Raw genomic sequence first — 14,406 nt, forward strand, 5'->3', positions numbered from 1 at the left:
TTTTCTGCCTTAATTTTAAATAAAAAATTTAAACTGTATCTATGAATAGAGTCGAGCCTAGACATTGCCGCATAGGACACAGGACCATGAAACCGCTGGTCTTGCTGTTGCTGGCGGCCTTCAACGGCCAGTCCCTTGCTGCGGACGCCGTTCCGGCTGCAGGCGGTGAGACTCAATTCAACCCGGCCTTCTTCGGCAAGACGATGGATGGCCAGGCGCTAGATCTGTCTCGCTTCGACAAGGGCAATCAGGCGGAGCCGGGCACGTATCGAGCCGACGTTTACGTCAATCAGTCCTGGATAGGCCGGCGCGACGTGACCTTGAGCCAGCGCGGCCCGAGGGTGGAGGCTTGCATGAGCCGCGTCATGATGGAGGGGCTGGGCGTCGACTTCTCCAAGCTGCCGCAGTCGACAGCAGATTCCGCATTGGCTGGGGGCGCCTGCGCGCCGATGTCTGAAGTGGTGCCGGGCGCCACGCAAAGCTTCGACTTGTCCGAGTTGAAGCTTGAAGTCAGCATTCCCCAGCTGTATCTGCGCGGCCAGGCGCGCGGCTATGTCGACCCGCAATACTGGGATGCCGGCGCGCCGCTGGCCGGTTTTCTGAGCTACAACGCCAACGGCTATCGTTATGACAATGCGGGGCAGGCGCGCAATCTGTATTTCCTCGGCGCCAATGCCGGCCTCAATGTGCGGGAATGGCGACTGCGCTACAGCGGCACGCTGAGCCAGCAGGACCATGGCGACGGCCAGGGCAGCGGGCGCAGCTATCAGGGCAATGCCGCCTATGTCCAGCGCGATCTGACCGACTGGCGCGCGCAGTTGACAATGGGCGACAGCCAGACGCCGTCCGATCTGTTCAGCAGCGTGTCTTTTCGCGGCGTGCAAATCCAGTCCGACGACCGCATGCAGCCGGAATCGTTGCAAGGCTACGCCCCCATCGTGCGCGGCGTGGCGGACACCCATGCCAAGGTCAGCGTGCGCCAGAACGGCAATCTGATCTACGAGGCGACAGTGCCGCCGGGCGAATTCAAGGTAGACGATCTTTACAATACCGGCTACGCCGGCGACTTGAATGTCACGGTGACTGAGGCGGACGGCCGCACCAAGCAGTTCGTCGTGCCTTACGCCTCTGTGCCGCAGCTGCTGCGTCCCGACGCCAGTCGCTACAGCCTGCTGGCCGGCCGGCTGCGCAACGACAGCCTGAGCCGCTTGCCCGATTTCATTCAGGGCACTTATCAGCGCGGCCTGAACAATAGCTTTACCGGCTACGGCGGCGCCATCGCGAGCGGACGCTATCAGCAGCTGCTGCTGGGCTTGGCCTTCAATACGCCCATCGGCGCCTTTTCCGCGGACATGGCGCAGTCGACCGCACGCGGCTTGCCAAATTATCTCGCCGATGGCGGCAGAATGAGCGGCCAAAGTTACAGCGTGACCTACAGCAAACTGCTGCCGTTTACGCAGACCAATTTCACCGTGGCCGCCTATCGCTACTCCACTGACGGCTATCTGGAGCTCGCCGATTTCGCGCGCCTGGACAATGGTTCCATCGTGTATCGCCAGCGCAGCCGCTTTCAGTTGAATGTCGATCAACCGCTGCCGGGCAATCTGGGCCGACTGTTCCTGACTGGATCGGCCCAGAATTACTGGAACCGCGACAGCAGCGACGTGATCTACCAGGCGGGCTACTCCAAGCGGTTGTCCTGGGGCAGCGTGTCCCTGTCCGCCGGCCGCACTTTGAATTCGTTGGGCGCGGCCACCACGCAATACATGCTGAGCCTGAGTCTGCCCTTGGGCAGGGGCATGGCTGCGCCGCAGTTGACGGCAAGCTACGCGGCGGACAGCCGGCAGAGCCGCAGCGGCCAGTTGTCTCTCAATGGCACGGCCGGCGAACAGAAAGATCTCAGTTACAGCGTCTACGGCAGCAGCCAGCGCAACCATGGCGTCGGCGGGGACGGCGGCGGCGCTTCGCTGCAATACGCCACCTCCGCGGCGACCTTCAACGCGGCCGCCAGCGTCGGCAGCGGTTCCAGCCAGCAGTCGCTCGGCCTGTCTGGCGCGCTGGTGTTCCACCCCGGCGGCGTCACGGCGGCGCAGACCCTGGGCGACTCCATCGCGGTGATCGAAGCCAAGGGAGCCGAAGGCGCCGTGGTCGGCAACGCCAACGGCGTGAAGGTCGGGGGCAGCGGCTATGCGGTGGTGCCCAGCTTGATGCCGTACCGCGCCAACGAGATCTCGTTGGATCCCAAGGGACTGAGCGACAATGTCGAGTTGCAGACCACTTCGTCCGATGTGGTGCCGCGCGCAGGCTCCATCGTCATGCTGAAATTCCCGACCGTGCAGGGCCAGGCGGCGCTGGTGCGTTTGCGGCAGCCTGACGGACGCGCCATTCCGGTCGGTTCGGCCGTGCTGGGCGGCAAGGGGCAATCCGTCGCGTTGGTAGGCCAGGGCGGCTGGGTGTTTCTGCGCGGGCTGGAAGGACAGGCCTTGACGGCGAAATGGGGCGAGGGCGAGGACCGCAGCTGCGCCTTCCATTATCAGGCGCAGCAGCGGGAAGCCAAGGCGCCACATGCCGGCTTCGCCCGCGTCGAGGCGCAGTGTGTGAAGCATGAAACGCGGCAGGCGGATGCCGCAGCTGGCGCTTAAGCCGGGATTGATCAGGGAAGATATTCAAATGCATGCGATAGTGAAGAATTGGCGCCGCGGCGGTTTGGGATTGCTGTTGATCCTGGCGACGCTGCCGGCCTGGGCGGGCCGGAATTGCCAATTGGTCAACGGCAGCTATCCGATGACGCCGACCATACTTTTGAGCGGCGCTTACCCGGTGCCGCGTGACGCGGCGGTGGGCAGCGTGATCGCCAGCTTCAGCTGGAATCCATCCAGCAATAGTGTGCTGTACTGCGGTTCTAATTCAGCGCCGGTTTCATGGACTTTCAGCACGGCGCCGCTGGCGTCGGCGGGCAGCGGCATCTACGAGACCGGCGTGCCTGGCATAGGCGTGCAGGTGCTGCACTTGGGCAGCGATGTGTTGCCTTACTCCAGTAAGTTGAGCGGTCGCACCAGTTATTATCTAGGTAGCCCTCAGCTGACCTACCAGTTGATCGTCACCGGCCAGGTATCGTCCGGTTATGTCAATGCATCCAATTTGCCGGGTGTCAGCATGGTGGCCGATACAGACCTCAATGTGTATAACGCCCTACCGATCGGCGGCGTCACCATCACCACCCAGGCCTGTTCGACGCCCAATGTTTCGGTCAATCTGGGCCAGCGCACCTTGAAGGATTTTGCAGGCATCAATCAGCCGATGAAGCCGGCGGCGGTGGGATTCAATATCGCGGTCAATAATTGTCCGCGCGGCATGAATTCCATTCAGTACCAAGTGGATGCGACCACCCAGGTGCTGAACGACAGCGCCGGCGTGGTGGCGCTGGATGCCGCCTCCAGCGCCGGCGGGGTCGCCATCCAGCTGAAGGACGGCAACGGCAATCCTTTGCAATTCGGCGCCCAGTATCCGCTGAGCAGCTATCAGTCTTGGCGCGGCGGCTCTTATACCATCCCCTTGCAGGCCACGTATTACCAGATAGGCAGCAGGGTGACCGGCGGCAAGGCCAATACCTCGCTGACTTTCACCATGGTCTATCAGTAGGCGGTGTGCGCCGGCTGACGAAAAACCGCCGCTCCGGCAAGGGACGCGGCGGTTTTTTGCGCAGGCAGGCGCAGGCTTAATGGCTGTGAATATCGTTGCGGAAGGTTTCCTTCAGGAACAGCAGGCTCACCGCCAGGCTCATGGCGTAGACCACGATGGGATACCATAGCCCGTACAGGATGTCGCCGGTATAGACCACCAGCGAGAACGCCACGGTAGGCATCAGCCCGCCTATCCAGCCATTGCCCAGGTGATAGGGCAGGGACATCGAGGTGTAGCGGATGCGAGTGGGGAACAGCTCCACCATCATCGCGGCCAGCGGGCCGTAAGTCAGCGCGGAAATCACAGACAGCAGCACCAGCACCAGGATCACCATCAGATGGTTGATCTTGTCCGGATCGGCCTTGTCCGGGTAACCGGCCGCTTTCAAACCGTCCTGCAGCGCCTTCTTGTCGAATCCTTGCTGCGCCACGCCGCCGATGTGGATTTCCGTCACGCCTGCCGGCGCGGCTTGCTGTTTGTACGGCACGCCGTTCTTGGCCAGCAGCGCTTTGGCTTGGTCGCACGGCGTGTTCAGCTTGGCCTTGCCGATGGGGTCGAACTGAAAGTGGCAGCTAGCCGGATCGGCCACCACCACTACCGGCGCTCGCGTTTGGGCGGCCGCCACGTCTGGATTGGCGAAGTCGGTCAGCCAGCGGAACGCCGGGAAGGTCAGGGCCAGGCCCAGAATCAGGCCGGCGATCAGCACCGGTTTGCGGCCGACGCGATCGGACAGGTGGCCGAAGTACAGGAACAGCGGCGTGGTGATCACCAGCGACGCGACCAGCATCAGGTTGGCCGTCTGCGGGTCCACCTTGAGAATTTGCGTCAGGAAGAACAGCGAATAGAACTGCGCGCAGTAGAAGGTCACGGCCTGGCCGCCGTTGAAGCCGAATAGCGAGATCAGCACCAGCTTCAGATTGCTCCAGTTGCCGAAGGCTTCGGTGATAGGCGCTTTTGAATGCTTGCCTTCCTGCTTCATTTTCAGGAAGGCGGGAGACTCCTGCATGGACAGCCGGATCCAGGTGGAAATGGCCAGCAGCGCGATGGAGACCAGGAAGGGCAGGCGCCAGCCCCAGTCGTTGAAGGCTTCGCCGGTTAGCTTGCGGCAGGCCAGGATGACCAGCAGAGACAGCAGCAGGCCGGCGCCGGCCGTGGTTTGGATCCAGCTGGTGTAGCCGCCGCGCTTGTGGTCCGGCGCGTGTTCGGCCACGTAGATGGCCGCGCCGCCGTATTCGCCGCCTATGGCCAAGCCCTGCAGCATGCGCAGGCCGACCAGGATCAGCGGGGCGGCAATGCCCAGCGTGGCGTAGCCGGGCAGCACGCCCACCAGAAAGGTGGATAGGCCCATGATGACGATGGTGGCGAGGAAGGTGTATTTGCGGCCTACCATGTCGCCCAGCCGGCCGAACAGCAGCGCGCCGAAGGGGCGCACCAGGAAGCCTGCGGCGAAGGTCAGCAGCGCGAGGATGAAGGCCGTGGTTTCGTTGACGCCGGCGAAGAACTGCTTGCCTATGATGGCGGCCAGCGCGCCGTACAGGAAGAAGTCGTACCATTCGAACACCGTTCCTAGCGACGAGGCCAGAATCACCTTACGCTCGGCCCGGCTGATGCCGACGGCGGATGCCGTCGTTGCCATGCTGTTGCTCATGTCGAAGTCTCCTTTGCGGGTGGGGCCGGCGTCCGGATCGGCGCCGCTTGCTGGTTGTCCTGCGCTATCATCTGCGCCGCCTTGGCGGCGATCATCAGGGTGGGGCTGTTGGTGTTGCCGGAGGTGATGACGGGCATGATGGAGGCGTCGGCCACGCGCAGCCCGGCGATGCCGCGCACGCGCAGCCTGTCGTCCACCACGGCCAGCTCATCGTTCCCCATCTTGCAGGTGCCCACGGGGTGGAAAATCGTGGTGCCGATCCGGCCGGCGGCGTCTATCAGTTCTTCTTCGCTTTGGTATTGCAGCCCAGGCTGGTATTCGGCGGGCAGGTAGCGGGTTAGCGCGGGCGAGGCCGCGATGCGGCGGGTCAACCGAATGGCGGCGGCGGCCATGCGCTGGTCTTCCGGGTGGCTCAGGTAATTGGGCTGGATCAGCGGCGGCGCGGCCAGATCGGCCCCGCCGATGGCGACATGGCCGCGGCTCAGCGGCCTCAATTGGCAAACCGAGGCGGTAAAGGCGGGGAAGCGGTGCAGCGGTTCGCCGAAACGCTCCAGCGACAGCGGCTGCACGTGGTATTCCAGATCCGGCCGCCTCGCCTCCGGCCCGCTGCGGGCGAAGGCGCCGAGCTGGCTGGGCGCCATGGACAAAGGTCCGCTGCGTTGCCACAGGTATTCCCAGGCCATGGCCAGCTTGCCGCCCCAGCCAGCCGCGCGCTGGTTCAGGGTGGTAGCGCCTTGGACCTTGAACACCATGCGCAGCTGCAGGTGGTCCTGCAGATTGCCGCCTACGCCGGCCAGATCATGCAGCGGTTCTATGCCGTGGCGCAGCAGCAGTGGGGCGGGGCCGATTCCGCTGCGCTGCAGCAAAAGCGGCGAGCCGATGGCGCCGGCGGCGAGGATGATTTCACCGCGGCAGCGCGCGTTCAGGCGCTGGCCATGTTGCATAAATGAGATAGCGGAGGCGCGGCGATTATCCAGTATCAGCCTGTCCGCCTCGGCCCCGGTCAGGATGGTCAGATTGGCGCGATGGCGCACGGGGTGGAGGAAGGCGCGGGCGCTGCTCCAGCGCAGGCCGGCTTTCTGGTTGACCTCGAAGTAGCCGCAGCCGGCGTTGTCGCCGGTGTTGAAGTCGTCGACCGGGGCGATGCCTTGTTCGGCGGCCGCGGCGCGGAAGGCGTCCAGAATTTCCCAGGACAGGCGCTGCTTGTCCACCCGCCATTCGCCGCCATGGCCGTGCAGCGGCCGCTCGGGGTCGTGGTGATCCTCCATGGCCAGGAAGTGGGGCAGCACCTCGCGCCAGCTCCAGCCGGCGTTGCCCAGCGCGGCCCACTGTTCATAGTCCGCTGCCTGGCCGCGCATGTAGATCATGCCGTTGATGGCCGACGAGCCGCCCAGCACCTTGCCGCGCGGATAGCCCAGCGAACGGCCGTTCAGGCCGCTTTCCGCCACCGTGCGGTAGCACCAGTCGGTGCGCGGATTGCCTATGCAATACAGGTAGCCGACCGGGATATGGATCCACGGGTAAGTGTCTTTGCCGCCCGCCTCCAGCAGCAGCACGCGCTTGGCCGGATCGGCGGACAGGCGGTTGGCCAGCAGGCAGCCGGCGCTGCCTGCGCCGACGATGATGTAGTCGAATTCTCCGCTGAGCATGGCGCTTAACATGTCGTTGTCTTGCTGGTCATCTAAACCGAAGCGCGAGCGGGAGGGAATAGCCAGCGGGAAACAACGTATGTTAATTTTTGAACAACATTCTGCCTGCCAGGCCGCGTTTTCGTGTGCGGGCGCACAATCCTATTGCGGGAAAACCATGTTCGACTGGAACGATGTCCGCTTTTTTCTGGCTTTGCAGCGTTGCGGCAAGCTGTTGGGCGCCGCCAAGCAACTGGGCACCACTCACGCCACGGTGGGGCGCCACATCGCCGCGCTGGAGCAGGTGCTGGGCCAGCCTTTGTTCGTGCAGCAGGCCGACGGCTACACGCTGACGGCGGCGGGGCGCCAGCTGCTGCCGTTGGCCGAATCCTTGGAGAATACGGCATCGCAGATGCTGGACAGCGCGAAGAGGGGGCCGGCCGAAGTTAGCGGCGTGGTCAGGCTGGGCGCGCCGGAGGGCCTGGGCGCACTGTTTCTGGCGCGCCACATGCCGGCCTTGATGGCGCGCTATCCGGGGCTGGAGATCGACCTGGTGGCGGTGCCGCGCTTCGTCAGCCTGACTAGCCGCGAGGTGGACATCGCCATTTCCCTGGAACGGCCGCAGGCCAATCTGGTGGTGACGCGCAAGCTGACCGATTATTGCCTGGGCCTTTACGCCACGGCGGACTACTTGGCCGCCCAGCCGCCGATACGCGAACGCGAAGACCTGAACGGCCATGCCATCCTGGCCTATGTGGACGATCTGTTGTTCTCGCGCGAGCTGATGTTCCACCATGGCCTGTGCCGCCATCCCAGCATGCCCTTGCGCAGCACCAGCGTGGTGGCGCAGAAGGAGGCCGCGCTGGCCGACGGCGGCATCGCGGTGCTGCCTTATTACATGACCTACGACGATCCGAGGCTGGCGCAGATTCTGCCCGACGTGCGCATCGTCCGCTCTTACTGGATCAGCGCGCGCAGCAATATCCGCCGCACGCTGCGCTACCGAGTGGTGTGGGACTACGTGGTGGAGCTGTGCCAGCGCATGCAATGGCTGCTGCTGCATGAAGCGCAAAATCGATCAATCGATTCCGCCTAGGCTATCCGCATGAGACACGCTTATCGGCGATTCGGCCCCGGCGCTTTGCATACCATCCGCCTGTTGCGAGCCCTGAATTATCTGTGGCGCCATCTGGATCAGTCGCTGCTGCTGGACTGGCTGGCGGCGGAGGCTTGCTTCTCGCGCTTTCACTTCCATCGCCTGTACCGCAATCTTATGGGCGAAACGGTAATGGAAAGCCGGCAGCGTCTGCTGCTGCGCCATGCGGCGGGCGAGCTGGGCGGCGCGCGCCGGCTTTTCCAGCAGAGCCACCTTCATTTGGGCGTTTGTCGGCCGCTACGCTGTCCTACCGGAGCTGGCGGAACGCTGGGATTGGCTGTAATCGCTACCGGCTGCCGGCCAGCGGAGAAGCGCCCGGGGCCACGCCCTGCGTGAAGAGTATTGGAATGCGCCCTACGACACGCCGCCGTCCGAGCTGAAAACCTTGCTGCTGTTGTCGCTGGCCTGATAACGGCGAGCGCAAAAAAAGCCCGCGTTGAAAAACGCGGGCTTTTGTCTGGCCAGGCGAACCGGCTTAGCGGTCCACGTGGTAGTTCGGCGCTTCCTTGGTGATCTGCACGTCGTGGACGTGCGATTCGCGGATGCCGGCCGAGGTGATTTCGACGAACTGCGCCTTCTCGTGCAGCACGGCGATGTTCGGGCAGCCCAGGTAGCCCATCGACGAGCGCAGGCCGCCCACCAGTTGGTGGATCACCTGGCCGATCGGGCCCTTGTACGGCACGCGGCCTTCGATGCCTTCCGGCACGAACTTGTCGGCGGCGTTGGAGCTGTCCTGGAAGTAGCGGTCGGCCGAACCCTGGCTCATCGCGCCCAGCGAACCCATGCCGCGGTACGATTTGTAGGAGCGGCCCTGGTACAGTTCCACTTCGCCCGGGGCTTCTTCGGTGCCGGCGAACATGCCGCCCAGCATCACGGCGTTGCCGCCGGCGGCCAGCGCCTTGGCGATGTCGCCGGAGAAGCGGATGCCGCCGTCGGCGATCATCGGCACGCCGGTGCCTTTCAGCGCCTCGGACACGTTATGGATGGCGGTCAGTTGCGGCACGCCCACGCCGGCGACAATGCGGGTGGTGCAGATGGAGCCGGGGCCGATGCCGACCTTGACGCCGTCGGCGCCGGCTTTCACCAGGTCCAGAGCAGCCTGGGCGGTGGCGATATTGCCGCCGATCACGTCGACCTGCGGGTAGGTCTGCTTGACCCAGCGCACGCGGTCCAGCACGCCCTGGCTGTGGCCGTGGGCGGTGTCGACCACGATCACGTCCACGCCGGCGGCCACCAGCGCGGCCACGCGCGCCTCGGTGTCGGCGCCAGTGCCGACCGCGGCGCCGACGCGCAGACGGCCTTGGCTGTCCTTGTTGGCGTTCGGGTGTTCGCTGGTCTTGATGATGTCCTTGACCGTGATCAGGCCCTTCAGCTCCCAGGCGTCATTGATCACCAGCACGCGCTCCAGGCGGTGGGTGTGCATCAGTTCGCGCGCTTCGTCTATGCTGGCGCCTTCCTTGACGGTGATCAGGCGCTCGCGCGGGGTCATGATGGAGCCGACGGTCTGGTCCAGGCGGGTTTCGAAGCGCAGGTCGCGGTTGGTGACGATGCCCACCACCTTGCCGGCTTCGATCACCGGCAGGCCGGAGATCTTGTACTGGCGAGTCAGCAGCACCAAGTCGCGCACCAGCATGTCCGGCGCGATGGTGATAGGATCTTTCACCACGCCGCTCTCATGGCGCTTCACCTTGGAGACTTCGGCAGCCTGCTTTTCGGCGTTCATGTTCTTGTGCACGATGCCGATGCCGCCTTCCTGCGCCATGGCGATGGCGAGACGGGCTTCGGTCACGGTGTCCATGGCGGCGGAAACCAGCGGCAGCTTCAGCGTGATGTTGCGGGTGAGCTTGGTGGAGAGTTCCACATCGCGAGGTAGAACTTCAGAATGGGCCGGGACGAGGAGGACGTCGTCGAAGGTGTAGGCTTTCTCGATGATGCGCATCGCGTTTCCTTAGGCGGCAAAGCCGCATTGTACCGGATCAGCGACTGTTCTGCAAAAGCGGCGCGGCGGCCGTTTTTGCGCGGCCGGGAGGCAGGCTTTACAATCCGGAACATACAGCCAAAGGGTTGCGGGGATAGAGACAATGAAGTCATCTGTAGTATGGACGTTTTTGCTGATTTTGCTGCTGCCGGCCGCCGCGCGAGCGGAGGTGTATACTTGGACCGATGCCAGCGGCAAGCGCGTCTATTCCGACCAGCCGCCGCCCAACGTCAACGCGCGCCGCCTGGACGTGCGCGCGCCGGTTGCGCCCTTGCCGGCTTCCGCGCCGGTGGTGGAAAAGAAAGCTGAGAAAAAGCCGGCGGCGTCCGACAACGCGGCCATCGACGCGGCCAACGCCAAGGTCAAGGCGCAAAACTGCAAGGCGGCGCAGAGCAATCTGTCTACGCTGCAACTGAATGGACGAATCCGCCTGCCGGGCTCCAACGCGCTGGCTACCGACGTCCAGCGCAACGAGATGATCCGCCAGGCCCAGAAAGACGTGCAGACCTGGTGCAATAAATAAGTGTCCAAACCCGAATTCGACTACCAGAACGTATTGCAGAACCTGCCCTCGCTGCCCGGCGTGTACCGAATGCTGGGCGAGGACGGCAAGGTGTTGTACGTGGGCAAGGCGATAGACCTGAAGCGCCGCGTCAGTTCCTATTTCCAGAAAAACGATCTGAGTCCGCGCATCCGGTTGATGGTGAAGCAGATCGCCAGCATAGAAACCACGGTCACCCGTTCCGAGGCCGAGGCGCTGATTCTCGAGAACAACCTGATCAAGGCGCTGGCGCCGCGCTACAACATCTTGTTCCGCGATGACAAATCCTATCCTTATCTAATGTTCAGCGGTCACGACTTTCCGCAAATGGCCTATTACCGGGGCGAGCCGAAGAAACCCAACCAGTATTTCGGGCCGTATCCCAACGGCTACGCGGTGCGCGAGAGCATGCAGATACTGCAGAAAGTGTTCCGGCTGCGCACCTGCGAGGACGCTGTGTTTTCCAATCGCTCCCGACCCTGTCTGCTTTATCAGATCAAGCGCTGCTCCGGCCCCTGCGTCGAGCACATTTCTCGAGAAGAATACGCGGCAGACGTGGCTAGCGCGGTGGCCTTCCTGAATGGCCGGCAGAGCGAGCTGATAGATGAGCTGACGCGGCGCATGACGGCGGCGGCGGAGGCGATGGCATTCGAGCAGGCCGCAGAGCTGCGAGACCAGATCCAGTCTTTGGCGAGGGTGCAGGAGAAGCAGTTCGTCGCCAGCAACCAGAGCCAGCAGGATTGCGATGTGGCGGCGGCTCTGATCCGCGACGGCCAGCCTTGCGTCAATCTGGTGATGGTGCGAGGCGGCCGCCACCTGGGCGACAAGAGCCATTTTCCAGTGGGCGGCGAGGCCGATTCCGCCCAGGAGATCCTGCAGGCCTTCATTGCCCAGCACTACCAGAACGCCGCGGTGCCGACGGCGCTGGTGATCAATGGCGAGCTGGACGAGGCGCTGCAACAGTTCCTGCAGGAGCGCGCCGGACGCAAGGTTTACATCGTGAGCAATCCGATAGGCGAGCGCCGGGTATGGCTGGAAATGGCGGAGAAAAACGCCGAACTGGCCATCATGCAGAAGCTGGGCAGCAAGGCCACGCAAAGCCAGCGGCTGGCGCAACTGAACGAGACGCTGGAGCTGGAAGACGCCGGGCGCTTCGAATGCTTCGACATCAGCCATACCATGGGCGAAGCCACGGTGGCGTCCTGCGTGGTGTACGACAAGGGCGCGATGCAGCCGACGGAGTACCGGCGCTTTAATATCACCACCGCCGCGCCGGGCGACGATTACGCCGCGATGCGCGAAGTTCTGTCACGTCGCTATGGCAAGCTGGCCGAAGGCGAGGGCAAGCTGCCGGATGCGGTGTTCATCGACGGCGGCAAGGGCCAGGTGGGCGTGGCGCTGGAGGTGCTGGGGGAGTTGGGGCTGAATCTGCCCATCGTCGGCATCGCCAAGGGCGAGGAGCGCAAGCCAGGGCTGGAAACGCTGATCCTGCCTTATCTGGAAAAGACGCTACAATTGCGCCAGGATCATCCGGCGCTGCACCTGATCCAGACCGTGCGCGACGAAGCCCACCGCTTCGCCATCACCGGCCACCGCGCGCGCAGGGCCAAGGCGCGCACCGCGTCTACGCTGGAAGACATTCCCGGCATAGGCGCCAAGCGGCGCCAGCAGTTGCTGACGCGTTTCGGCGGCTTGCGTGGCGTGGCGGCGGCCAGCGTGGACGATCTGGCCCAGGTGGACGGCATCAGCCGAACCCTGGCGGAAAAGATTTACAATGCTTTGCATTAGATGATTGCAAGCGGCTGCCGCCCCTGATCCAGGCTCGGGGCGACAGCGGCGTTGTGGACGAGCCTGAAAGCGACAAGACCAAAACCAATGCCCTTCAATTTGCCGATTTTCCTGACCTGGATCCGGGTTGCCCTGATCCCGATCTGCGTGGCGGTATTTTTCCTGCCGGACTCCATCTTGCTGCTGCATAGCCGCAATGCCGTGGGGGCCGGCATTTTCGCATTTGCGGCCGCCACCGACTGGCTGGATGGCTACCTGGCGCGCAAGCTGGGGCAGACCTCGGCCTTCGGCGCCTTTCTCGATCCGGTGGCGGACAAGCTGATCGTCGCCGCCGCGCTGATTCTGCTGGTGCAATTGGGCCGCACCGAGGGATGGATGGCGATGATCATCATCGGCCGCGAGATCACCATTTCGGCCCTGCGCGAGTGGATGGCCGGCATGGGCAGCCGCAGCAGCGTGGCTGTGGCCTATATCGGCAAGCTGAAAACCGCCGCCCAGATGCTGGCGATCACCTTGCTGCTGTACGATGGCGCCTTGCTGCCGGGCATGGATGCGCGCTGGTTGGGAAATTTTTCAATGTACGTTGCTGTCATATTGACTTTGTGGTCAATGGTTTATTACCTGCAAATGGCCGCCAAGGAGTTTGCGGGTAAAAAAATTGATGTTTGAGTGTTGACAGCGCGGATCAAATCTCTATAATTCGCAGTCTCTCGCCGCCACTGACGAAGCGGCAGCGAGATCAAGTTAAAGCGTTGTAGCAAGTTACGCAGCGCGGGAATAGCTCAGTTGGTAGAGCGCAACCTTGCCAAGGTTGAGGTCGCGAGTTCGAGCCTCGTTTCCCGCTCCAATAGCTTGAAATGATTTGTGATGCGGGAATAGCTCAGTTGGTAGAGCGCAACCTTGCCAAGGTTGAGGTCGCGAGTTCGAGCCTCGTTTCCCGCTCCAAACAATTGTGACAATCTGGAGTGCGGGAATAGCTCAGTTGGTAGAGCGCAACCTTGCCAAGGTTGAGGTCGCGAGTTCGAGCCTCGTTTCCCGCTCCAGAATCAAGCTTGAGAATTTAGGTGTTACCATGCGGGAATAGCTCAGTTGGTAGAGCGCAACCTTGCCAAGGTTGAGGTCGCGAGTTCGAGCCTCGTTTCCCGCTCCAAATTTGAATGGATCAGATATAATCTGGTCGATACGCCGGTTAACGGCGGGGTAGCAAAGTGGTTATGCAGCGGATTGCAAATCCGTCTACGCCGGTTCGATTCCGACCCCCGCCTCCAGATAAAACCCCGTAAATCCAAGGATTTACGGGGTTTTTCTTTGGCTATGTCCCAATTCCGTGTTGGGAGCTATGCTGAATACGGTAGCAGACCGGGAGCAACGCCATGGATGCCCAAAGTTTTCAGCGTTTTCTTGCCCAGCTGGATCAACTCACCCTCAAACAGCGGAGTCTGTTGTCCTCCGCTCTCAAGCACCGCACTCACCATGACGCCGTTCAGGACGCCTTGCCCGACCTGACGGCTTGCCCACACTGCCAGGCCGAGGCCAACCAATTGGCGTTATGGGGCTGGAGCCGAGGCCTGCGGCGTTATCGCTGCAAACAGTGCCACCGGACCTGCAATGCCTTGTCGGGCAGTCCATTGGCCAAATTGCGCAAGGCCGATCGCTGGCTGAGCTATGCCCAAGCGCTGCAGAATGGCTTGACCGTGCGGGCCGCGGCGCGCGCGTGCGGCATCAGCAAAAACACGGCTTTCTTGTGGCGCCATCGCTTCTTGCATCGCGCATCATGCCAAGGCGGGACAGCGGGTACGCGAGGGCGCATTCCATATCCAGCATGTGAATGCCTACCATAGCCGCTTGAAACTTTGGATGGCGCGATTCCACGGGGTTGCCACCAAATAAGTGCCCACAACAAATTGGTTTGATTCTTGCTTGCACTCACCCGGACTCTACTCACCGCCGAACTCCATGAAGTGCACCGTACAACTGACCGAG

At 62.9% G+C, this 14,406-nt stretch carries 10 protein-coding genes, 5 tRNA genes and 2 pseudogenes; 14 read left to right on the top strand and 3 right to left on the bottom strand.

All coding sequences use genetic code 11. The annotated features are described in order from the left end of the window. Window positions 1–86 precede the first annotated feature (86 nt). Together C2I19_RS02190 and C2I19_RS02195 are read left to right on the top strand one after the other, a co-directional pair. Complete coding sequence (locus tag C2I19_RS02190) at window positions 87–2,642, top strand: fimbria/pilus outer membrane usher protein (RefSeq protein ID WP_158253615.1); 2,556 nt, start codon at window positions 87–89, stop codon at window positions 2,640–2,642. Window positions 2,643–2,670: 28 nt separating this feature from the next. Then, entirely contained in the window at window positions 2,671–3,642 is a 972-nt protein-coding gene (locus C2I19_RS02195) for a fimbrial protein (RefSeq protein WP_158253616.1), read from the top strand. 76 nt (window positions 3,643–3,718) lie between these two features. Here C2I19_RS02195 and C2I19_RS02200 read toward each other — a convergent pair whose 3' ends face one another. Beyond that, window positions 3,719–5,332, bottom strand: a complete 1,614-nt coding sequence (locus C2I19_RS02200) for an MFS transporter (protein ID WP_103901086.1) — start codon at window positions 5,330–5,332, stop codon at window positions 3,719–3,721. Then, window positions 5,329–6,993, bottom strand: a complete 1,665-nt coding sequence (locus C2I19_RS02205) for a GMC family oxidoreductase (protein ID WP_233201070.1) — start codon at window positions 6,991–6,993, stop codon at window positions 5,329–5,331. Before C2I19_RS02205 ends, C2I19_RS02200 begins: the two co-directional genes overlap by 4 nt. Before the next feature lie 145 nt (window positions 6,994–7,138). On the opposite strand from C2I19_RS02205, the gene C2I19_RS02210 reads away from it, so the two are divergent. Continuing rightward, entirely contained in the window at window positions 7,139–8,056 is a 918-nt protein-coding gene (locus C2I19_RS02210; RefSeq protein ID WP_103901088.1) for a LysR family transcriptional regulator, read from the top strand. Between the two features lie 9 nt (window positions 8,057–8,065). Next, a complete protein-coding gene (locus C2I19_RS22845; protein WP_146056727.1) occupies window positions 8,066–8,452 on the top strand; it encodes a helix-turn-helix transcriptional regulator in 387 nt (128 codons plus the stop codon). 139 nt (window positions 8,453–8,591) lie between these two features. Here C2I19_RS22845 and guaB read toward each other — a convergent pair whose 3' ends face one another. After that, a complete protein-coding gene (gene guaB / locus C2I19_RS02220; RefSeq protein ID WP_103901090.1) occupies window positions 8,592–10,055 on the bottom strand; it encodes an IMP dehydrogenase in 1,464 nt (487 codons plus the stop codon). A 142-nt stretch (window positions 10,056–10,197) separates the two neighbouring features. Here guaB and C2I19_RS02225 point away from each other — a divergent pair, with 142 nt between their 5' ends. The 10 genes and pseudogenes from C2I19_RS02225 to C2I19_RS22945 form a co-directional block, all read left to right on the top strand. Further along, complete coding sequence (locus C2I19_RS02225) at window positions 10,198–10,617, top strand: DUF4124 domain-containing protein (RefSeq protein ID WP_103901091.1); 420 nt, start codon at window positions 10,198–10,200, stop codon at window positions 10,615–10,617. Beyond that, window positions 10,618–12,423: an excinuclease ABC subunit UvrC gene (gene uvrC, locus C2I19_RS02230; protein WP_103901092.1), complete on the top strand. Its 1,806-nt coding sequence runs from the start codon at window positions 10,618–10,620 to the stop codon at window positions 12,421–12,423. It abuts the gene before it with no gap. 87 nt (window positions 12,424–12,510) lie between these two features. After that, window positions 12,511–13,092 (top strand): CDP-diacylglycerol--glycerol-3-phosphate 3-phosphatidyltransferase, encoded by a 582-nt coding sequence (gene pgsA / locus C2I19_RS02235; protein WP_103901093.1) that lies wholly within the window; start codon window positions 12,511–12,513, stop codon window positions 13,090–13,092. 102 nt (window positions 13,093–13,194) lie between these two features. Then, window positions 13,195–13,270 (top strand) — tRNA-Gly (locus C2I19_RS02240). A gap of 22 nt (window positions 13,271–13,292) precedes the next feature. Continuing rightward, window positions 13,293–13,368 (top strand) — tRNA-Gly (locus C2I19_RS02245). A 22-nt stretch (window positions 13,369–13,390) separates the two neighbouring features. Next, window positions 13,391–13,466, top strand: a tRNA-Gly gene (locus C2I19_RS02250). Between the two features lie 31 nt (window positions 13,467–13,497). Continuing rightward, window positions 13,498–13,573: transfer RNA gene (locus tag C2I19_RS02255), tRNA-Gly, on the top strand. A gap of 44 nt (window positions 13,574–13,617) precedes the next feature. Further along, window positions 13,618–13,691 (top strand) — tRNA-Cys (locus C2I19_RS02260). 105 nt (window positions 13,692–13,796) lie between these two features. Beyond that, a pseudogene (locus C2I19_RS02265) lies at window positions 13,797–14,186 on the top strand (transposase); the annotation flags it as partial. A gap of 22 nt (window positions 14,187–14,208) precedes the next feature. Beyond that, window positions 14,209–14,310, top strand: a pseudogene (locus tag C2I19_RS22945) (IS1595 family transposase); the annotation flags it as partial. Window positions 14,311–14,406 lie beyond the last annotated feature (96 nt).

Origin of the sequence: Chromobacterium alticapitis, from assembly GCF_002924365.1 — a bacterium.
GTDB lineage: Bacteria > Pseudomonadota > Gammaproteobacteria > Burkholderiales > Chromobacteriaceae > Chromobacterium > Chromobacterium alticapitis.

Excerpts from the sequence above, each read along its gene's own strand:
- C2I19_RS02225 (WP_103901091.1), top strand. The coding sequence starts at position 10,198 with ATGAAGTCATCTGTAGTATGGACGTTTTTGCTGATTTTGCTGCTGCCG.
- C2I19_RS02195 (WP_158253616.1), top strand. The coding sequence starts at position 2,671 with ATGCATGCGATAGTGAAGAATTGGCGCCGCGGCGGTTTGGGATTGCTG.
- C2I19_RS02205 (WP_233201070.1), bottom strand. The coding sequence starts at position 6,993 with ATGTTAAGCGCCATGCTCAGCGGAGAATTCGACTACATCATCGTCGGC.
- guaB (WP_103901090.1), bottom strand. The coding sequence starts at position 10,055 with ATGCGCATCATCGAGAAAGCCTACACCTTCGACGACGTCCTCCTCGTC.
- C2I19_RS22845 (WP_146056727.1), top strand. The coding sequence starts at position 8,066 with ATGAGACACGCTTATCGGCGATTCGGCCCCGGCGCTTTGCATACCATC.
- C2I19_RS02210 (WP_103901088.1), top strand. The coding sequence starts at position 7,139 with ATGTTCGACTGGAACGATGTCCGCTTTTTTCTGGCTTTGCAGCGTTGC.
- pgsA (WP_103901093.1), top strand. The coding sequence starts at position 12,511 with ATGCCCTTCAATTTGCCGATTTTCCTGACCTGGATCCGGGTTGCCCTG.
- C2I19_RS02200 (WP_103901086.1), bottom strand. The coding sequence starts at position 5,332 with ATGAGCAACAGCATGGCAACGACGGCATCCGCCGTCGGCATCAGCCGG.
- C2I19_RS02190 (WP_158253615.1), top strand. The coding sequence starts at position 87 with ATGAAACCGCTGGTCTTGCTGTTGCTGGCGGCCTTCAACGGCCAGTCC.